Origin of the sequence: Xanthomonas sp. 10-10, from assembly GCF_040182365.1 — a bacterium.
GTDB classification, from domain to species: domain Bacteria; phylum Pseudomonadota; class Gammaproteobacteria; order Xanthomonadales; family Xanthomonadaceae; genus Xanthomonas; species Xanthomonas arboricola_F.
The window spans coordinates 995,792-1,014,677 of record NZ_CP144460.1; the positions used below are offsets into that span (position 1 = coordinate 995,792).

At 65.8% G+C, this 18,886-nt stretch carries 15 protein-coding genes; 13 read left to right on the plus strand and 2 right to left on the minus strand.

The window, feature by feature from the left end:
* Positions 1 to 40 precede the first annotated feature (40 nt).
* The 13 genes from VZ068_RS04185 to VZ068_RS04245 all read left to right on the plus strand — a co-directional run bounded on the left by VZ068_RS04185 (position 41) and on the right by VZ068_RS04245 (position 14,056).
* Positions 41 to 484 carry a GspH/FimT family pseudopilin gene (locus tag VZ068_RS04185; RefSeq protein WP_349656999.1) on the plus strand — a complete coding sequence of 148 codons (444 nt, stop codon included), beginning with the start codon at positions 41 to 43 and terminating at the stop codon, positions 482 to 484.
* A complete protein-coding gene (gene gspI / locus VZ068_RS04190; RefSeq protein ID WP_349657000.1) occupies positions 468 to 845 on the plus strand; it encodes a type II secretion system minor pseudopilin GspI in 378 nt (125 codons plus the stop codon). Before VZ068_RS04185 ends, gspI begins: the two co-directional genes overlap by 17 nt.
* Positions 842 to 1,444: a type II secretion system minor pseudopilin GspJ gene (gspJ, locus tag VZ068_RS04195; protein ID WP_349657001.1), complete on the plus strand. Its 603-nt coding sequence runs from the start codon at positions 842 to 844 to the stop codon at positions 1,442 to 1,444. Before gspI ends, gspJ begins: the two co-directional genes overlap by 4 nt.
* A complete protein-coding gene (gspK, locus tag VZ068_RS04200; RefSeq protein WP_259167637.1) occupies positions 1,441 to 2,433 on the plus strand; it encodes a type II secretion system minor pseudopilin GspK in 993 nt (330 codons plus the stop codon). Before gspJ ends, gspK begins: the two co-directional genes overlap by 4 nt.
* Positions 2,430 to 3,518, plus strand: a complete 1,089-nt coding sequence (gspL, locus tag VZ068_RS04205) for a type II secretion system protein GspL (RefSeq protein ID WP_259167639.1) — start codon at positions 2,430 to 2,432, stop codon at positions 3,516 to 3,518. Before gspK ends, gspL begins: the two co-directional genes overlap by 4 nt.
* On the plus strand, positions 3,515 to 3,970 hold the full coding sequence (gspM, locus tag VZ068_RS04210; protein WP_349657002.1) for a type II secretion system protein GspM: 456 nt from the start codon (positions 3,515 to 3,517) through the stop codon (positions 3,968 to 3,970). The genes gspL and gspM overlap by 4 nt, the downstream gene beginning before the upstream one ends.
* Positions 3,967 to 4,683, plus strand: coding sequence for a type II secretion system protein N (gene gspN, locus VZ068_RS04215; RefSeq protein WP_349657003.1), 717 nt, complete (start codon positions 3,967 to 3,969; stop codon positions 4,681 to 4,683). The genes gspM and gspN overlap by 4 nt, the downstream gene beginning before the upstream one ends.
* 388 nt (positions 4,684 to 5,071) lie before the next feature.
* Positions 5,072 to 5,794, plus strand: coding sequence for a GntR family transcriptional regulator (locus VZ068_RS04220; RefSeq protein ID WP_259155964.1), 723 nt, complete (start codon positions 5,072 to 5,074; stop codon positions 5,792 to 5,794).
* A 43-nt stretch (positions 5,795 to 5,837) separates the two neighbouring features.
* Positions 5,838 to 7,112 carry a sugar MFS transporter gene (locus tag VZ068_RS04225; RefSeq protein WP_259155047.1) on the plus strand — a complete coding sequence of 425 codons (1,275 nt, stop codon included), beginning with the start codon at positions 5,838 to 5,840 and terminating at the stop codon, positions 7,110 to 7,112.
* 40 nt (positions 7,113 to 7,152) lie between these two features.
* Positions 7,153 to 8,220 carry a LacI family DNA-binding transcriptional regulator gene (locus tag VZ068_RS04230; protein WP_259155046.1) on the plus strand — a complete coding sequence of 356 codons (1,068 nt, stop codon included), beginning with the start codon at positions 7,153 to 7,155 and terminating at the stop codon, positions 8,218 to 8,220.
* Positions 8,221 to 8,226: 6 nt separating this feature from the next.
* Entirely contained in the window at positions 8,227 to 9,255 is a 1,029-nt protein-coding gene (locus tag VZ068_RS04235) for an SIS domain-containing protein (RefSeq protein ID WP_349657004.1), read from the plus strand.
* A gap of 2 nt (positions 9,256 to 9,257) precedes the next feature.
* The gene (gene nagA / locus VZ068_RS04240; RefSeq protein WP_349657005.1) at positions 9,258 to 10,412 is read left to right on the plus strand and encodes an N-acetylglucosamine-6-phosphate deacetylase; all 1,155 of its coding nucleotides are present in this window, start codon (positions 9,258 to 9,260) and stop codon (positions 10,410 to 10,412) included.
* 1,067 nt (positions 10,413 to 11,479) lie between these two features.
* Positions 11,480 to 14,056: a TonB-dependent receptor gene (locus tag VZ068_RS04245; RefSeq protein ID WP_349657647.1), complete on the plus strand. Its 2,577-nt coding sequence runs from the start codon at positions 11,480 to 11,482 to the stop codon at positions 14,054 to 14,056.
* Positions 14,057 to 14,319: 263 nt separating this feature from the next.
* On the opposite strand, the gene VZ068_RS04250 is transcribed toward VZ068_RS04245, so the two are convergent.
* Both VZ068_RS04250 and VZ068_RS04255 read right to left on the minus strand, forming a co-directional pair.
* Positions 14,320 to 15,594, minus strand: coding sequence for a multifunctional CCA addition/repair protein (locus tag VZ068_RS04250; RefSeq protein ID WP_349657006.1), 1,275 nt, complete (start codon positions 15,592 to 15,594; stop codon positions 14,320 to 14,322).
* Between the two features lie 431 nt (positions 15,595 to 16,025).
* Complete coding sequence (locus tag VZ068_RS04255; protein WP_349657007.1) at positions 16,026 to 18,866, minus strand: valine--tRNA ligase; 2,841 nt, start codon at positions 18,864 to 18,866, stop codon at positions 16,026 to 16,028.
* Positions 18,867 to 18,886: the final 20 nt, after the last annotated feature.

Genomic DNA, 18,886 nt, shown 5'->3' on the forward strand with positions numbered 1-18,886 from the left:
CAGCGCGCAACGGACGGCGATACGCAGCCATCGCGGACGCATGCGTGGCTTCACCCTGCTCGAGCTGCTGGCGGTACTGGTGATCACCGCGCTTGCCAGCACCCTGGTAGTGATGACCATGCCGGACACGCGGCAGGATCTGCATGCTCAGGCCGACATGCTGGCCAGTGCACTGGCCAATGCACGCGACGAGGCGATCCTGAGCCTGCGCATGGTTGAAGTCAGCATCGACGCGGGCGGCTATACGTTCCGTCGCCAGGCGCAGCGACGTTGGGTTGCGCTGGACCAGACGCCGTTCGCCGCCACGCGCTGGCCTGCGGGCGTGCAGGCGCAGTTGCCGGGCGGCGGTACGCAGTTGAGCGTCCGCTTCGACCCGACCGGTGCGGCCACGCCGCAACGCATCGCGCTGGACGATGGGCAGCACCAGCTGCAGGTGATGGTGGATGCCGCCGGTGTGGTGCGGGTCGATGCGCCGCGTCGATAACCAGCGCGCCTGCGCCGGATTTTCGCTGCTTGAGCTGATGGTCGCATTGGCCATCTTCGGCATGGCGGTGGTCGGGTTGTTGAATCTGTCGGGCGAAAGCACGCGCACGGCAGTGGTGCTGGAAGAACGCATGCTTGCGGCGTTGGTTGCGGAAAATCAGGCGATCGAGGCGATGCTGGCGCCGGCCAACGCCGCAGTGGCGCCTGCGCAAGGCCAGGACCTGCTGGGTGGCCGTCGTTGGGACTGGCAACGCCAGGCGCTGCCGGCAAGCGCTGGCATGGTGCGGATCGAGGTGCGAGTGCGCGCCGCAGGACAGCCGCAGCAGATTGCCAGCCTGAGCACATTGCGGAGCGTGCAATGAGCCGCACGCAACGCATGCAGGGCTTCACCCTGATCGAACTGCTGGTGGCGCTGGCGGTCTTTGCGCTGGTGGCCGGCGCCGCGGTGGTGGTGATGCGGCAAAGCATCGACCAGCGCGATGCGGTGCGCGCGCGCCTGCAGCAGGTGCGCGAACTGCAACTGGTCCATGGCCTGCTGCGCAGCGATCTGCAACAGGCCGCGGTACGGCGCACGCGCTACAGCGATGGCAGCGCCGCGCGCACCGCGTTCGTTGCACGTGCGCCCGGGTCACAGGCGCCGTTGTTCGGCTTTGTCCGGCGTGGCTGGAGCAATCCGGATCAGGCGCCGCGTGCGTCGCTGCAATACGTCGAGTACCGCATCGTCGACGGACGTCTGGAGCGCAGTGCGCGGCCGGCGCTGGATGGCGCGGTGGCCGGGGCGCCGCAGGTGCTGCTGCGCGGTGTGCGTTCGGCCGAGGTGGCGTTTCACTATCGCGCGCAGTGGAGCGATGGCTGGAGCGGCGGACTGGAGGCACTGCCGGATGCACTGCTGCTGGAGCTGGATCTGGAGCAATGGGGTCACGTACGGCAGCTGTTCCTGCTGCCGGAGGGGCGCGCATGAGCGCGCTGCATGCCCCTGCGCAACAACGCGGCGTCGCATTGCTGACGGTGCTGTTGCTGGTGGCGGTGATGACGCTGCTGATGGTGGCGGTATTGAACGACCTGCGCTTTGGGTTGCGCCGCAGCGGCAACGCAGAAGCGATGACGCAGGCGCAGTGGTATGCGCTGGGCAGCGAGGCCGTGGCGCGGCAACGCTTGCAGGCCTTGGCCAGGCGCGACCCGCTGCGCACCACGCTGGACGGTGGCTGGAACGACCAACCGATCAACTTCCCGCTGGACGATGGAATGGTGAGCGTACGGCTGCGCGATCGCGGTGGTTGCTTCAACCTCAACAGCGTGGTGATGGGCGCACCCGAGCAATGGCAACGCAGCGACGATGGCGCCAACCAGTACCTGGCCTTGCTGGACGCGCTGGATATCGCCCCGCAACAGGCGCAGGCGCTCACCGATGCGTTGGTGGACTGGATCGATAGCGATACCCAGCCGGGCGCGCAGGGCGCCGAAGACGACCGCTATCTGCAAGCGGCGGTGCCGGCGCGCACCGGCGCGACCTTGTTGGCCGGCGTCAGCGAGCTGCGCGCCGTCGCCGGTTACACGCCGGCGCTCGTCGCGCAGCTGCAACCCTATGTGTGCGCATTGCCCGAAGGGCGGTTGTCGCCGATCAACATCAACACGCTACGCGCCGAAGATGCGCCGGTGCTGGCGGCCTTGACCGAAGGCGCGGTGGAGTTGCCGGCCGCACGCCGCATCATCGCCGCGCGGCCGGTTGGCGGTTGGCGCGATGCGGCGGTGTTCTGGAAGCAGCCCGCACTCATGCAGGCGGCGTTGCCGGATGCGGTGTTTCAGCAGATCCAATTGCGCACGTCCTATTTTTCTCTCTACAGCCAGGTCGACCACGCCGGTGCGCAGGTTCTGCTGGAGGCATTGCTGCAACAGGACCCTGCCGGCCGCGTGCGACTGGTGGCACGTCAATGGAGCCCCGACGAATGAGTAGCACCCTGCTGTTGTTGCCGGCCGATGCCACAGCGCAGCCCATCAGCGTGCGCGTGGATGCACACGGCCACGTGTTGGCGCAGGATGCGTTGAATGCGCAACGCGCGCCAACGACGCAGACGGTGCTGGTGGTGCCGGGCGTGGACGTGCATCTGCGTTGGCTGGCCCTGCCCGGGCATAGCATCACGCAATCGCTGGCTGCGGCGCGGCTGCAGCTGGCCGAGCATCTGGCAGGCGATGCACAGACGCTGCATGTGGTGATCGCCGACCAGGCACAGAGCGATGGCACGCGGCTGGTGGCCGCAGTGGATGGCGCGGTGATGCGGCAGTGGCTCGACCGTGCGGCAGAGCTGGGTGTCGTCCCCGATGCGGTAGTGCCCGACTGTCTGCTGCTGGCCGACGCGCCGCCGGATCAGCCGCCGACGCTGCTGCACTGGGATGGCCGCTGGTTGCTGCGTGGCACGCGTATCGCCTGCAGCCTGGAGCCGCAGCTTGCGCAGGTGCTGGTCGCATCGCTTCCGATCGCCCCAATGCCGCCGCCGGGGCCGGATCCAATGCACGCCATCGCGCAGTTTGCGCGGCATGCCGCCACCGCGCCGATCAATCTGCGCCAGCAAGGCTTTGCCGCGTCAACGCCGCAACGGGAGGGCCTGCGGCCACGCACGCTTGCGTGGTTGCTTGCGCTGCTGGTGCTCTCGCCTGTGCTTGTGATGGTGGCGCAGAGCCTGCGTTACGACATCGGCGCGCAGCTCCTGCAGCGGCGCAGCGCCCAGCTGATGGGGCCGAGTGGCATGTCCTCTGGCGCTGACAAGACACGCCAGGCCGGCGCCCCGCAGAACGCATTCGCAACGCAACTGGCGGCAGTGTTCGCCGCAGTCGACGCAGTACCGGGTGCGGAACTGGATGCGCTCGCTTACCAACCACAAGGTCCGCTGCGCGTCACCTTGCTGCATGGCGACGCCGCGCAACTGGAGCGCTTCACCGCCCAGCTCGGCCGCGCCGGTTGGCAGCTGCGTGCAGGCGCGGGCCAGCCCCGCGATGACAGACTCGCCACTTCGCTGGAACTGGAGCCGCCGCGATGAACACGTTGCAAGGTATGCCGGTATGGTGGCAGAGCCGCGCACCGCGCGAACGCGTCATGGTCGCGGTCATGGTTGCCGCCATCGCTGCCTTCATCGGCTGGTATGCGCTGCTGGTGCCGCTGCGGCACTGGCGCAGCGGCGCGCAGGCACGGTATGACCACGCCGCAGAGGTGCTGCTGATGGCGCGCGCGTCGCACGGCGGTACAGTGGCCGCCATCCCGCTGGCGCGCATTACGCAAAGCGCGCGCGATGCCACGATCACCATCACCCGCCAACAGCGCAGTCCGACCGGAACGCTCGCAGTGCAGATCGACACCGTCACCAGCCCCGTCCTGTTCGCCTGGCTGGAACAGCTGCGCCAGCGTCACGGCCTGACGCCTTCGGCGCTTGAGATCACCCGCCGCGACGGGCAGCTGCAGGTACGCTGCACGTTTTCGGGCATCGCGCCATGAGGGCAGTGCGTTGGTTGTTGCTGGGCAGCGCGCTGCTGGTCGTCGGCGTGATCGCCACCTTGCCGCTGCGGTTGGTGCTGCCGATCGAGACGCTGCCGTTCACCGCGCTGGAAGCACAGGGCTCGATCTGGAACGGCACTCTGCGTGGCGTGACCTGGGCCGCCATGGACGTGGGCGATGTCGGCGTGCGTCTGCGCCCGCTGCCCTTGTTGCGCGGGCAACGCCAGGTGCAGCTGCGCTCGGCCACCGCGCAGCTGATGGCATTGCAGGGCGCCCGATACGGTGTGCAGCAGGCCACTGGTCGCCTGTTGCTGCGCAAGCCGGGTGGGGTGGCCCTGCTGGATCTGTCGATCGATCTGCGCGAGGTGCATGCGATCTTTGATGCCATACGATGCACGCAGGCCGGCGGCGATGTCGCCGTGCAGGTGCTGCCCAACGCAGGTGGCGAAGCCGCCGGACTGCTGCCCTTGCGTCTGCGCGGTAGCCCGCGCTGCGTGGGCGATGCCCTGGTGCTGGCGCTCGCGCCCGATGGCGGTCTGCCCGAAGGCGTCGACCTCGGCGCCGAGCTGCGGCTGCAGCGCGATGGCCGCTGGCAGTGGCGCACCCAGGTCGAGCCCGGCAACGACACCGCGCTGCAGTTGGGCCTGCAACTGCTCGGCTTCGTCCAGACGCCGGAGCGTTGGCTGGTGCGCGTCGATCAGGGGCAGCTGTAGCGCCGCTCACTGCTGGCGAAGCGGGGAGGGCTGGTTGCGTGGCGCAGCGGTTTCCGCTGCCCGCCGGCTGCCGGTCCAAGACCTCCAGTGCCGGCAAAATTGGTCTGATCTGCCTGGCCACACATCGGCTGGCCGCAACGCTGCCTTGCCAAGCCGGTTGCCGAGACGGCACCCCGTGCAATGCAGACCAGTGCCCGCCGCGCCGACATTCACCGGTCAATCCCCAGGCGCGCCCGCTGGCGTCGCACACGCCCGCCCGACCCTTCCAGATGGGCCGGCGCAGCGCAGGGCTGGTGCGTCGCTGTAGATTGGTACTATATTGGACCTATCGAATTCGGGCAGGCGGGACTAACGAATGGCCAAGGCCAAGGCGGACGCCGACAAGCGACTGGACGACCTGCACCTGGACGCGTCCGCGCCAACCCCGCTGTACCTGCAGCTGGCCGGCAAACTCACCGACGCCATTCGTGGCGGTCAGTGGAAGGCCGGCGAAGCGCTGCCGGCCGAGCGCCAGCTGTGCGAGCGCCTGCAGATCTCGCGGGTCACCCTGCGCCAGGCGGTCGATGTACTGGTCGAACAAGGCCTGGTCTCGCGTCGGCAGGGCGCCGGTACCTTCGTCACCACCCAGATCCAGCACCAGCTCAGTGGCCTGACCAGTTTCAGCGAAACGCTGCGCATCAAGGGCTACGAGCCCGGCACGCGCTGGCTGGAGCGGCGGCTGCGCCCGGCGCATGGCGAAGAGATCCTGCGGCTGGGCCTGTCGCCGGATGCGGCGGTGGCTTCGCTCACCCGTCTGCGCAGCGCCGACGACCGCGTGATGGCCTACGAGCATGCGGTGCTGCCGCAGCGCATCGTGGCCGACCCGCAGCAAGTGGGCGATTCGCTGTACAGCTATCTGGATGCGCAGGGCACGCCGGTGGTGCGCGCATTGCAGTACTTCCGCGCGATCAACCTGCCGGCGCGTCTGGCCGAACATCTACGCATGAAAACCGGTGAGGCGATTTTGCATGTGGTGCGCGTGGGCTATGCGCGCGACGGCAGCGCGATCGAATTGACCGACACCTATTGCCATAACGATTTCTACGACTTCGTCGCCGAACTGCGCCGCTGACCCCAACGGCATTCCCTACGACAACCTCAGAGCCAGCCGATCCATGACTACCGCCAGGCCCGCAAATCCCGTTGTCTCGATCGCCATCGTCGGCGTGCTGTTTTTCATCATCGGCTTTTTCACCTGGATCAACGGGCCGCTGATCACCTTCGTGCGGCTGGCGTTCGACCTCAACGAGGTCAATGCCTTCCTGGTGCTGATGGTGTTCTACCTGTCGTACTTCTTCCTGGCGCTGCCGGCGTCGTGGATCCTCAAGCGCACCGGCATGAAGAAGGGGCTGGCGCTGAGCCTGGTGGTGATGGCGGTGGGCGCGGCCGGCTTCGGCCAGTTCGCCACCCAGCGCTGGTATCCGGGCGCATTGGGCGGCCTGTTCGTGATCGGCAGCGGCCTGGCGTTGCTGCAGACCGCGATCAACCCGTACATCAGCATCCTCGGGCCGATCGAAAGTGCCGCACGCCGCATCGCCTTGATGGGCATCTGCAACAAGATCGCCGGCATCCTGGCGCCGATTCTGATCGGCTCGCTGGTGCTGCATGGTATCGGCGACCTGTCCGCGCAAGTCGCCAGTGCCGATGCCGCAACCAAGGAAACCTTGCTCACTGCATTCGCCGCCAAGATCCACGCACCGTATCTGGTGATGTCCGGCGTGCTGTTGTTGCTGGCCATCGGCGTGCTGTTCTCGCCATTGCCCGAACTCAAGGCTTCCGAAGCCAATGCAACCCCCGGCGCTGCCGGCGTGCAGAAATCCAGCATCTTCCAGTTCCCGCACCTGTGGCTGGGCGTGTTGTGCCTGTTCGTCTATGTGGGCGTGGAAGTGATGGCCGGCGATGCCATCGGCACCTACGGACATGGCTTCAACCTGCCGCTGGACAGCACCAAGCTGTTCACCTCCTACACGCTGGGCGCGATGCTGCTGGGCTACCTCGCCGGCCTGGCGCTGATCCCCACCGTCATTTCGCAGGCGCGTTACCTGAGCGTGTCGGCGGTGCTGGGCGTGCTGTTCTCGCTGGGTGCATTGTTCACCCATGGCTATGTATCGGTGGGCTTCGTCGCCGCGCTGGGCTTCGCCAACGCGATGATGTGGCCGGCGATCTTTCCGCTGGCCATTCGCGGGCTTGGCCGCTTCACCGAGATCGGTTCGGCGCTGCTGGTGATGGGCATTGCCGGCGGCGCGATCATTCCGCAGCTGTTCGCCATTCTCAAACAGCACTACGACTTCCAGGTCGTGTTCGCTGCGCTGATGGTGCCGTGCTATCTGTACATCCTGTTCTATTCGCTGCGCGGTCATCGCCTGGGCCTGCCGGCCCAGGCCAAGTGAGCGACGCGGCATGATGCGTTCCGACGAACAAGGCACTTCCATGCGCAGGCCCACCATCAAAGACGTCGCCGAGCGCGCCAAGGTCTCGTTGAAGACCGTGTCGCGTGTGATCAACAACGAGCCCTCGGTGATGCAGGCCACGCGTGCGCGCGTGCTGCGTGCCATCGCCGATCTCGACTACGAACCCGATCCGTCCGCACGCAATCTGCGCAGCGGCACGCCGTTCGTGATCGGCCTGGTCTACGACAACCCCAATCCATATCACATCATCGGCATCCAGAACGGCGTGCTGGCCGCCTGCCGCGAAACCGGCTTCGGCCTGCAGATCCATCCCTGCGATTCCACCTCGCCATTGCTGGCCGAAGAGCTGGCCGAATGGGTGCAGCGCTCGCGCCTGGCCGGCGTGGTATTGACCGCGCCGATGTCCGAACGCCCCGAACTGCTCGCCGGCCTGGCCGCGCGCGGGATCAAGAGCGTGCGCATCATCGCCGCCACCGACGATCCCGGCGACGGCCCATGTGTGTATATCGACGACCGCGATGCCGCGTATGAAATCACCGAGCATCTGATCCAGCTCGGCCATCAACGCATCGGCTTCCTGTGGGGCGGCCCGCAGCATCGCTCCAGCGGCGAGCGCTATGCCGGCTACGAGGCGGCGTTGAAGGACTATGGCATTGCGCTGGACAAGCACCTGGTGATTCCCGGCGACTACACCTTCGACGATGGCTTTCGTGGCGCGCGTCGGTTGCTGTCGCTGCGCGAGCCGCCCACCGCCATCTTCGGCAGCAACGATGAAATCGCCGCCGGCGTACTGGCCGCGGCCAAGTCCACCGGCATGAATGTGCCGTATCAGTTGTCGATCGCCGGTTTCGAAGACAGCCCGTTCTCACGGCAGTCGTGGCCGGCGCTGACCACCGCCAAGCAGGCCACCGACGACATCGCGCGGCACGCCGCACGCTTGTTGATCAGCCAGCTGCGCAGCGATGCCTACGACGACCAGCCCGCGCAATTGCAGAACCGTGGCTTCGTACCGCAACTGGTGGTGCGTGGTTCCACTGCGCCGGCGCCCGCGTCCACCGGCAAACCCCTTCCCCCCGAATCCGCCTGAGCCCCGATGAGCCTCCCCACCGAAACGCAGACCTTGATGTTCCGCGAAGCCGCGCAGACCGCCGATGTGGTCGCCGCACAATTCGCGCGCAATGCCGACACCATCGCTGCGCTTGCGCAGTCGTTGCGCGATAACCCGCCGCCGTTCGTGGTGACCTGCGCGCGCGGCAGCTCCGACCACGCAGCGACCTATGCCAAGTACCTGTTCGAGACCCAGCTGGGCATCGTCACCGCCTCCGCATCGCCATCGGTGGGCTCGGTCTACGCGGCACCACTGCAACTGCGTGGCGCGCTGTACATCGTGATTTCGCAATCGGGCAAAAGCCCGGATCTGCTGCGCAATGCCGAGGCCGCCAAACTCGCCGGTGCGCGCGTGGTGGCCCTGGTTAATGTGGAAGATTCGCCGCTGGCGCAGCTGGCCGATGTGGTGATTGCTCTCGGTGCCGGCCCGGAAAAAAGCGTTGCCGCCACCAAGAGCTACCTCGCCTCGCTCGCCGCGGTGCTGCACCTGGGTGCGGTGTGGAAGAACGACCCCGCACTGCTCGCCGCAGTGGACGCGTTGCCGCAACAGTTGCGCAGCGCCTGGCAGGCCGACTGGTCCGCGCTGACCACCGGTCTGACGCCCGCGCATAACCTGTTCGTGCTTGGCCGCGGGCTGGGTCTGGGTGCGGCGCAGGAAGCGGCATTGAAGTTCAAGGAAACCTGCGGCCTGCATGCCGAGGCCTACAGCTCCGCGGAGGTCAAACACGGGCCGATGGCATTGGTTGGCCCGGGCTTTCCGGTGCTGGTGTTTGCGCAGCCCGACGAAACCGGTGCAGGCACGCGCGCGCTGGCCGAAGAATTCCGCGCACGTGGCGCGCAGGTGTGGCTGGCCGCGCCCGATGGCGATCTGCCGCTGGCCGATGTCGCGCACCCGGCGTGCGCGCCGCTGCTGACCGTGCAGAGCTTCTACCGCGCGATCAATGCGCTGGCACTGCAGCGCGGCCACAATCCCGATCTGCCGCCGCACTTGAACAAGGTTACGGAAACAGTTTGAACATGGATGCTTCTCCGATTCAGGCGTTGTGCAACGCACGCGTACTTACCGATGACGGCCTGCAGGATGGTCTGGTCGTGCTGCTGGACGGTGCGCAGATCCAGTCCGTCGTCGCGGCAGACGATGCGCGTGTCGCGCAGGCGGCCGCTCGCGTGGATCTGGCCGGCGCGACCTTGTTGCCCGGCTTCATCGACATCCAGGTCAACGGCGGTGGTGGCGTGTTGTTCAACAACGCGCGCGACCCGCAGGCGCTGGCCACGATTGCCGCAGCGCACCGCCGCTTCGGCACCACCGGCATGCTGCCGACGCTGATCAGCGACACCGCGCAGGTGATGGCCGAGGCGATCGACGCCACGCGCCAGGCCATCGCACAAGGCGTGCCCGGCGTTCTCGGCATCCATCTGGAAGGCCCGTACCTGAGCCCTGCGCGCAAGGGCACCCACGACGCGCACAAGTTCCGCCTGCCCGACGCGCACGAAATCGCCGTCGATACCTCGCTGGACAACGGCGTCACCCTGATCACGCTTGCGCCAGAGCGCGTGCCGCTGGATGACATCCGCGCGTTTGTGGCCGGTGGTGCGATCGTGTTCGCCGGCCACACTGCGGCGACCTACGAGCAGGCCTGCGATGGCATCGCTGCTGGCGTCAGTGGCTTTACGCACGTGTACAACGCGATGTCGCAACTGGCCGGGCGCGAGCCCAATGCCGTGGGCGCCGCGCTGGAAGATCCAGACGTGTGGTGCGGCGTCATCGTCGATGGCGTGCATGTGCACCCGGCCAGCCTGCGCGTGGCGCTGGCGGCCAAACCGCGTGGCAAGCTGCTGCTGGTCACCGACGCCATGCCGATGGTCGGCGCCGACAGCCCCAGCTTCGACCTGTACGGCGAAACCATCACCGCCGTCGACGGCGTGGTGCGCAATGCCGATGGCGCCCTGGCCGGCTCGGCGCTGGACATGGCCACGGCCGTGCGCAACAGCGTGCGCTGGCTGGGTGTGGACCTGGCCGAAGCCGCGCGCATGGCGTCCACGTATCCGGCGCAATGCATCGGCCTGGGCGACCGGCTGGGGCGCATCGCACCCGGCTACCAGGCCGATCTGGTACTGGTGGACGCCGACGTGCAGGTAGTGAACACCTGGGTGGCCGGGCAGCGCGACTGAGCACGACTGCTGCGCTCACGGTCGGATGGGCGCAGCAGGTGTAAGGAATTGGCGAACATCCTGCCGATGGCGGTTACAGCAGCCCGTCAAGGCAGTCTGTGCATGGCCTGTCTGTGTCGGTCGGTCTTCGTCTGGGGACTGTGCAATCCGCACGACAGCTATGTGAGAGCTGATGCCCGGAACAAGTCACGCCGCGTGCATCCGCCTGTCACGTTGGTACGGCGACGTCTTACCGCTGCCTCGCACCCTGACGCAACGAGGCCTGCAACGCACTTGCATGTATCGCGCCAGCCCGCTGTATTCGAATGCGGCGCGCGGAGCTGTGACGGTGCCTTTTGATGAAAGTGCGTGCGCAGAAAAGCTCGTGGCATGGATGACGCGGGTTTGATGAGTCGTCAAGGCCGCACTTTGCATCGCAACATTTCGCTGCGCAGCCCTCCCACGTCAAGCTGACTGGCGCAATGGTCTGCATGTGCCGCCGTCATGATTGCGATGCGGGTCACACCGCTATTCCATAATCGACGGTGACCACGGCGTATCTCGCATAAATCCAGGCATTTCTGACCGCTGGTTGACAGTGCCACTATCGGAAGGCACCTTCGCTGATAACGTTGTCAGCGAACAGGAGCCTGTTCCAGTCGAACACATCACTGCGCCAGCCACGCTTGGGTTGGTGCCTCCATCCGCACGCGTTGTAGAGCCGCGCGGATCACTGCTTGCGGTCCGGCACAGGGGACGGATCGCGGCACGGCGCGCATGGCGCGCTTTAGTGCAACCCAACGGTTGCGACCTGACGCATCAGCCACGAGGTCAACGTAATGCTGTTTCCCCGTCTGTTTTCGTTGTCTATTACCGCACCACGCCTGCCCACTGCACAGTCAATCGACATGCGCCATCGTCTCTGCGCAGCGCCGCAGGCCCCCTTCAAATTGCGCTTGACGAAGGCTCTCCAAGCCAATCCAGCACATGCGCACAGTGCTTGCTCGAGCAAGGCTGCATCAAGGCATTGGCCGCAACGCGCGCGATTGGGTGCGGCCGTGCGCGGCCTGCTGATCGGTGGCACCGCAATGAGCGGCGTACTGGCACTTCCCGCTTCTGCGCAGCAACAGCCCGACTCTGCACCCGCACAGCAACAGCCCGTCGCCGCGCCATCGCAGCAACAGGCACCAGCCAATCCTTCGGTCTCCACGCTGGACGAAGTCAAGGTGGTGGGTTACCAGGCCAGCCTGGGCAAGGCGCTCAACGTCAAGCGCAATGCCGACGCGATCGTGGATGCGATCAGCGCCGAGGATATCGGCAAGTTCCCCGATACCAACGTGGCCGAATCGTTGTCGCGCCTGTCCGGCATCACCGTGGATCGCCAGTTCGGCGAAGGCGAAAAAGTCAGCATCCTCGGTACCGATCCGGCGCTCAATCGCGTCCTGCTCAACGGCCAGACCATCGCCTCTACCAGTTGGGGTGGCGACCCCAACGATCCGGACAGCCGTTCGTTCAACTACAGCACGCTGGCACCGGAAGTGGTGGGCCTGATGGAGGTCTACAAGACCCCCGAGGCGCGGATCGACGAAGGCTCCATCGGCGGCACCGTGATCGTGCACACGCGCAAGCCGCTGGAGCTCGATCGCAATACGCTCACCGGGACAGTGAGCTACGGGTACAACGATCGTTCCGACGAGGGCAAGCCGAATGCCTCCGCGCTCTACAGCTGGAAGAACCAGGACGAAACCTTCGGCGTACTGACCTCGGTGATGCATTCCCAGCGCGTGCTGCGCCGCGAGGGCGTGGAGATCTTCGGTTACGACGATGTCGCTGGCGCCGCGTTTCCGCCTGCGGTGGTCGGCAACAACACCGGTGTGTTTCCCACCTCGATCAACACCGCGTTGTTCCAGCAGACGCGTAAACGCGATGGCATCAGCGCTGCGCTGCAGTGGAAGCCCGATGCCGACTTCGAGCTCAACCTGACCGGTCTGTACGTCACCGAGAACTTCGACAACTACAACCAGAGCCGTTACGGTTATTGGGGCTCCAATCCAGGCGACGCGCAGGCATTGGGCTTCGAAAACGGCGTGGCCACTTCGGGCACCTTCGGCGACCAGTCCAACACCTATCTGGACGGCTACCTGCGCAACAGCGATGTCACCACCGGCAGCATCCATTTGCGTGCCGACTGGCATGGCGATGGCTGGAATGCCTCGAGCCAGGTGGGCTACACCAGCTCGCAAGGCGGTGCCGAGCGCATCTACGGCATCCAGTTCCGCAATCTTGCCGGGTACAGCTACAACATCGACGGGCGTCGCACCGCGATGGACTACAGCACCGACCCCACCAATGCGGCGGCGATGCAACTCAACAATGCCTCGGCCAGCCATAGCCCGCAGTACGACAAGGAGCGTTATCTGCAGCTGGATTTCGACCATGCGGTGGAATGGGGGCCGTTCACGCAGATCCTCACCGGCATCAAGCTCACCAACCACGCCACCGGGCAGTCATCCTATAGCCGCACCTGGGCGCCGAACGATGGCAGCACGCTGGCGGATTTTTCGCCGGGCACCACGCCGTCCGGCTACCTGGATGGCCTGTCCACCAGCGCCGACATGCAACGTTGGTCCACCATCAATCGCAGTGCCATCAGCCGCTACATCGGCGGGCTGGAAGGCGATGACGGCCTGCCGATCAGCTACGCCGGCAACTACAGCATCCAAGAGCAGAACCGTGCATGGTTCCTGCAGGGCAACTTTTCCGGCGAGCGCTATCGCGGCAATATCGGCGTGCGCTACGTGCACACGCGCGACTCCACCGATGGCTTCAGTTATGCACCAGGCGGCAGCTACACGCCGGTGAATTTTCTCAGCAGCTACGGCAAGTGGTTGCCGGCCTTCAATATCGCCTACGACCTGCGCGACGATCTGATGCTGCGCTTTGCCGCCTCCAAGGTCATCGCGCGACCGCGTTACACCAACATGACGCCGTACGTGGCCACCGATGACACCACGTTGACCGCGTCCACCGGCAACCCCGGTTTGAGTCCCTACGAGTCGACCAACCTCGGTGCGTCGGTGGAGTGGTACTTCTCCGACAGCAGCCTGCTCAGCGGCGAGTTCTTCTCGCGCGATATTTCCAACTACATCCTGACCACGGTGCAGGACCGGGTGTTCTTCAACAACGCCACCGGTGGGTCGAGCACCTACCAAACCTCGGTGCCGACCAATGCCGGCGACGCCAAGGTGCAGGGCGTGGCGCTCAATCTGCAGCACAACTTCGGCAACGGCTTCGGTGTGGTCGCCAACTACACGTATTCCGATTCCAACACCGACGGCGACTACAGCCTGCCGTACAACTCGCGCAACGCCTACAACATCAGTCCGTACTACGAGCAGGGCAAGTGGAGCGCGCGCGTCAATCTGGGCTGGCGCTCGGAGTACTTCACCCAGATCGGTCGGCTCAACGGCCAGCAGATGACCGATGCCTTCACCCAGGTCGATGCCTCGTTCGGCTATCAGGCCACCGAGCGGCTACGCGTGGCGCTGGAAGCCACCAACCTGCTGGACGAGACCTACTTCAGCTACATCGGCAACAAGAACCAGCCGTACTACATCTACAAGAACGGCCGCTCCTTCATGCTGAGCCTGAATTTCAAGATGTGAGGGATGCCGAGCGGCTGCGCGATGCAGCCGCTCGTCGCTAAGCAGTGAGTGGCGGGCGAGAACGCGTGGAGTCGGCAGCTTCGGGTGTCCATCAAGACAGGGTCGTCCGAGCCTGGCAGCGCGGCACCACAGCGCGTGGGCGCTCGCTTGATCGAGATGGCGGCCTGGCAGGTGTGTAACCGCAATGCCGCACGGCTACACACCAGCTGCGCACAGGTGTCCCTGAGGCGCATCGATAGCGCGTTGCGCGCTAAAGATGCCGATCAGGAAAGTGCAGAAGCATCTTCGTTGCTGCTGCCATCGTTGTGCTTGTTGCGGTTACGTGCGTCGGCAATCGCCGCGATGCGCGCCTTGGTCAATGCCTCGCCGATTTGCGGGCCTTGCAGACCTTCGGCTGCCAGGTCGCGCGCGTTGATCGCCAGGGCGGCGGCATGGAGGCGCTTCAGTTCTTCGCCTTGTGGATAGACGGCCTCTTCGCTGCCCAACCTGCCGCGCTTGTCGGCTTCGCAGACCAGTGCCAGTTGCGCGATGCGTTCCGGTCGACGGAATGCATCGCAGCGCACCAGCAGTTCGTGCACCGTGCGGTTGCGCAGTTCCGCCAGACGGTGGATGTTGAGGTGCTCGCGACAGGCGGTGACTGCGAGCTGGCGATAGTCCTGCGGCACCTTGAGCCGTTCGCACAGCGCCTGCAGCGGGGCAACGCCGCGCTGTTCGTGCATCAGGTGGCGCGGCCATTCGTCCGGCGGAGTCAGCGCCTTGCCCAGGTCGTGGGTCAACGCGGCAAAGCCGATCAGCGCATCGCCCGGTGCCAGCCGCGCGGCCATGTCGCTGACCATCTCCTGATGGAGGCCGGTATCCACTTCCGGATGGAACTCGGCGCGCTGGGGAACGCCATATAGCGCATCGAGCTCGGGCAGGATGACGCGCAGCGCACCGGTGTCGTGCAAGGTGCGCAAGAACGCGGCCGGCTGTGCGCAGGTCAGCGCGCGGCGCAGTTCCTGCCACACGCGTTCGGGCACCAGGCTGTCCAGTTCGCCGCTGGCCGCCATCTCGCGCATCAGTGCGGCCGTGTCCGGTGCGATGCTGAAACCCAGCGGTGCCAGCCGCGCCATGAAGCGCGCCGCACGCAGGACGCGTACGGGGTCTTCGACAAAGGCCGGGCCCACATGCCGCAGCACGCGCGCCTGCAGATCGCGGGCGCCGCCGTACGGGTCCACCAGGGTGCCGCTGTCTTCGTCGCGCGCCATGGCGTTGATGGTGAAGTCGCGGCGCAGCAGGTCTTCTTCCAGCGTCACCGACGGATCGGCATCCACCACGAAGCCGCGGTAGCCGCGCCCTGACTTGCGCTCGGTGCGGGCCAACGCGTACTCCTCGCCGCTGCGCGGATGCAGAAAGACCGGGAAGTCCTTGCCCACCGCCTTGAAACCCTGCGCCTGCATCTGCGCCTGATCGGCGCCCACCACCACCCAGTCGCGGTCGCCGGCCGGCTGGCCAAGCAGGGCATCGCGGACTGCGCCGCCAACGAGATAGATCTTCATCGCTCCATGATGCCCGATGCGGTGCTTGCGTCGAAACAACGCGCGGCCAGCGCTGTCGGGTTTTGCTTGGGTGTGGTGCCCGGCGGGGGGCATCGCGTAGATATCGGTGTCTGCAAGCGATTGCTGCGGATGGATGATGCGGCAGGCGTCTGGTCTGCGACTTGGCTGCAGGGCCCTTGGCCGCCCACCATCGCGGGACACGCCGTGAATCCGTCCATGGAGGCTCTTCTGCGGCATCCATGCCGCAGAAGGTCCCGCGACGGTGGGCGGCCAAGGGCCGGTCACGATGGTCGGTGCATCACCAAGCAGTGAATGCCTTCATCGCTCTGAGCGATCCGCCCATTGCCCGGCCCAGTGTTGCTGTCGCATCGGTGGCCGCTTGCACGGATGCGTGACCGTGCAGTTGCGGCGCACCGAGACGATCCGCTGCGTCAGATCTTGGCGCGTTGTTCCCGCAGGCCGGTCAATTGCACGGTCCAGTCGTTCAAGCGCGCGCGCTCCTGTTCGACGACCGCCGCCGGTGCGTTCTGCACGAAGGTGGCATTGCCGAGTTTGCCGTTGCACTTGCCGATTTCGCTTTCCACCCGCTTGATCTCCTTGTCCAGGCGGGTGCGCTCGGCCTCCATGTCGACCAGGCCTGCCAGCGGCACCAGCAACGTGAGTTCGCCCACGATGGCGGTAGCCGCAGGCGGAGTGTCCTGGCCGGCGTCCAGCCAGTCGATGGATTCGAGCTTGAGCAGGAACGCCAGCTGCGATGCGAAGCGCGCCACGCGCGTGCGGTCGTCGGCGGTGCCGGCCTGCAGCAGCAGCTGCACCTGCTTGGACGGCGGCACGTTCAACTCGCTGCGCACGCGGCGCAATGCCGACACCATCGACTTCAACCATTCGACATCGGCCTCTGCGCTGGCGTAGCTGCCGGTGTCCACATCGCCGACCTGCGGGAATGTCTGCAGGGAGATCGTTGCGGCAGTGATGCCCAGGCGCGGCGCGACCTGTTGCCACAGCTCTTCGGTGACGAACGGGGTGAGCGGGTGCAGCAGGCGCAGCAGCGATTCGAGCACGTACAGCAGGGTGTGACGCGTGCTGGCCGCGGCGTCGTTGTCCTGCACGGCACCGTTGAGCGCCGGCTTTGCCAGCTCCACGAACCAATCGCAGAACGCGTTCCAGGCAAATTCGTACAACGACTGCGTCAGCAGGTCGAAGCGGTAGTTTGCGTAATGCGCATGCGTTTCCGCGGTGACCTTGTCCAGCCGCGCCAGAATCCACTTCTCCGCTTCGGTACGCGGTTGCGGCACGCCGGCAAAGCGCGCGCCCTCGGTGTTCATCAGCACAAAGCGCGTGGCGTTCCACAGCTTGTTGCAGAAGTTCTTGTAGCCTTCGGCACGGCCAAGATCGAACTTGATGTCGCGGCCGTGCGTGGCGAGCGCGGCGATGGTGAAGCGCAGCGCGTCGGCACCGTGGGCGATGATGCCGTCCGGGAATTCGCGGCGGGTGGCTTTTTCGATCTTCTCGGCCATGCGCGGTTGCATCAGCCCGTTGGTGCGCTTGGCCACCAGGTCTTCGATGCTGATGCCGTCGATGATGTCCAGCGGGTCGAGCACGTTGCCCTTGGACTTTGACATCTTCTGGCCCTGCGCATCGCGGATCAGGCCGGTGATGTAGACATCGCGGAACGGCACCTGGCCAGTGAAGCTGTCGGTGGCCATGATCATGCGCGCCACCCAGAAGAAGATGATGTCGAAGCCGGTGACCAGCACCGACGACGGCAGGTAGCGCTCGAAGCCGCGCTCGGCCATCGCGTTCGCATCCGGCCAGCCCAGGGTGGAGAACGGCCACAGCTGCGAGGAGAACCAGGTTTCCAGCACGTCGCTGTCCTGGTGCAACGCGACGTCGGCACCCAGGCCGTGTGTGGCGCGCACCTCGGCCTCGTCATGGCCGACATAGCACTTGCCTGCCTCGTCGAACCACGCCGGAATGCGATGCCCCCACCACAGCTGACGGCTGATGCACCAGTCCTGGATGTTCTCCATCCAGTGGCGATAGGTGTTGATCCAGTTCGGCGGCACGAATTTGACCTGGCCGCTTTCGACCAGCTCCAGGCCGCGCCTGGCCAGCGCGTCCATTTTGACGAACCACTGGTCGGTGAGATACGGCTCGATCACCTGGCCAGTGCGGTCGCCGCGCGGCACCTGCAGCTTGTGCGGCTTGGTTTCGACCAATACGCCCAGGTCTTCCAGTTCCGACAGCACCAGCTTGCGGGCGTCATAACGATCCAGGCCGCGATAACGCTCCGGCGCATTCTCGTTGATGGTGGCGGTGACGGTGAACAGATTGATCAGCGGCAGGTCATGTCGCACGCCCACCTGGTAATCGTTGAAATCATGCGCAGGCGTGACCTTGACCACGCCGGTGCCGAAGGCGCGGTCGACATAATCGTCGGTGATCACTGGCACCTGCCGGCCGGTCAGCGGCAGCACGATGCGGGCGCTGTGCAGCGTGGTGTAGCGGGGGTCTTCCGGATGCACCATCACTGCGGTATCGCCCAGCATGGTTTCCGGGCGAGTGGTGGCGACCACCAGGTAATCGCGGGTTTCGCGCAGGGTCTCGACGCCGTCGGCATCGTGCTCGACGTGCTCGTAGGTCACGCCATCGGCCAGCGGATAGCGGATCGACCACAAAAAGCCGTCTTCTTCGACGTTTTCCACTTCCAGATCGGAGATCGCGGTCTTCAGCACCGGGTCCCAGTTGACCAGCCGCTGGCCGCGATAGATCAGGCCCTGCTCGTACCAGCGCACGAACGCTTGGTTGACCGCGGCCGACGGCTGCGGGTCCATGGTGAAGGTACTGCGCGACCAGTCGCTGGAGGTGCCCAGGCGGCGCATCTGGCGCTCGATGGTGTCACCGGATTCGGCCTTCCATTCCCACACCTTGGCGATGAAGCCCTCGCGCCCCAGCGAGTCGCGCGTTTCGCCCTTGCCTTCCAGCGTCAGATTGCGCGACACCACCATTTCGGTGGCGATGCCGGCGTGGTCGGTGCCCACCTGCCACAGCGTGTCGAAGCCGCGCATGCGGTGGTAGCGCACCAGCGCATCCATCAGCGTCTGCTGGAACGCATGGCCCATATGCAGCGTCCCGGTGACATTGGGGGGTGGCAGCAGCACGGTGTAGGGCTCGCCCTTGCCGGACGGTACGAAGTAACCGGCCGCCTCCCACTGCGCGTACAGGCGCGATTCGAAGGAAGAGGGTTCGTAGCTGGAGGCGAGGGTGGTCATAAGGAAGGGAATGGGGAGTC

What these genes read in the sequence shown, in the direction of transcription:
- VZ068_RS04235 (WP_349657004.1), top strand. Translation starts at nt 8,227, where the DNA reads ATGAGCCTCCCCACCGAAACGCAGACCTTGATGTTCCGCGAAGCCGCG.
- gspK (WP_259167637.1), top strand. Translation starts at nt 1,441, where the DNA reads ATGAGCGCGCTGCATGCCCCTGCGCAACAACGCGGCGTCGCATTGCTG.
- VZ068_RS04185 (WP_349656999.1), top strand. Translation starts at nt 41, where the DNA reads ATGCGTGGCTTCACCCTGCTCGAGCTGCTGGCGGTACTGGTGATCACC.
- VZ068_RS04230 (WP_259155046.1), top strand. Translation starts at nt 7,153, where the DNA reads ATGCGCAGGCCCACCATCAAAGACGTCGCCGAGCGCGCCAAGGTCTCG.
- gspL (WP_259167639.1), top strand. Translation starts at nt 2,430, where the DNA reads ATGAGTAGCACCCTGCTGTTGTTGCCGGCCGATGCCACAGCGCAGCCC.
- gspM (WP_349657002.1), top strand. Translation starts at nt 3,515, where the DNA reads ATGAACACGTTGCAAGGTATGCCGGTATGGTGGCAGAGCCGCGCACCG.
- VZ068_RS04225 (WP_259155047.1), top strand. Translation starts at nt 5,838, where the DNA reads ATGACTACCGCCAGGCCCGCAAATCCCGTTGTCTCGATCGCCATCGTC.
- gspN (WP_349657003.1), top strand. Translation starts at nt 3,967, where the DNA reads ATGAGGGCAGTGCGTTGGTTGTTGCTGGGCAGCGCGCTGCTGGTCGTC.
- VZ068_RS04250 (WP_349657006.1), bottom strand. Translation starts at nt 15,594, where the DNA reads ATGAAGATCTATCTCGTTGGCGGCGCAGTCCGCGATGCCCTGCTTGGC.
- VZ068_RS04245 (WP_349657647.1), top strand. Translation starts at nt 11,480, where the DNA reads ATGAGCGGCGTACTGGCACTTCCCGCTTCTGCGCAGCAACAGCCCGAC.
- nagA (WP_349657005.1), top strand. Translation starts at nt 9,258, where the DNA reads ATGGATGCTTCTCCGATTCAGGCGTTGTGCAACGCACGCGTACTTACC.
- VZ068_RS04255 (WP_349657007.1), bottom strand. Translation starts at nt 18,866, where the DNA reads ATGACCACCCTCGCCTCCAGCTACGAACCCTCTTCCTTCGAATCGCGC.
- gspJ (WP_349657001.1), top strand. Translation starts at nt 842, where the DNA reads ATGAGCCGCACGCAACGCATGCAGGGCTTCACCCTGATCGAACTGCTG.
- gspI (WP_349657000.1), top strand. Translation starts at nt 468, where the DNA reads ATGCGCCGCGTCGATAACCAGCGCGCCTGCGCCGGATTTTCGCTGCTT.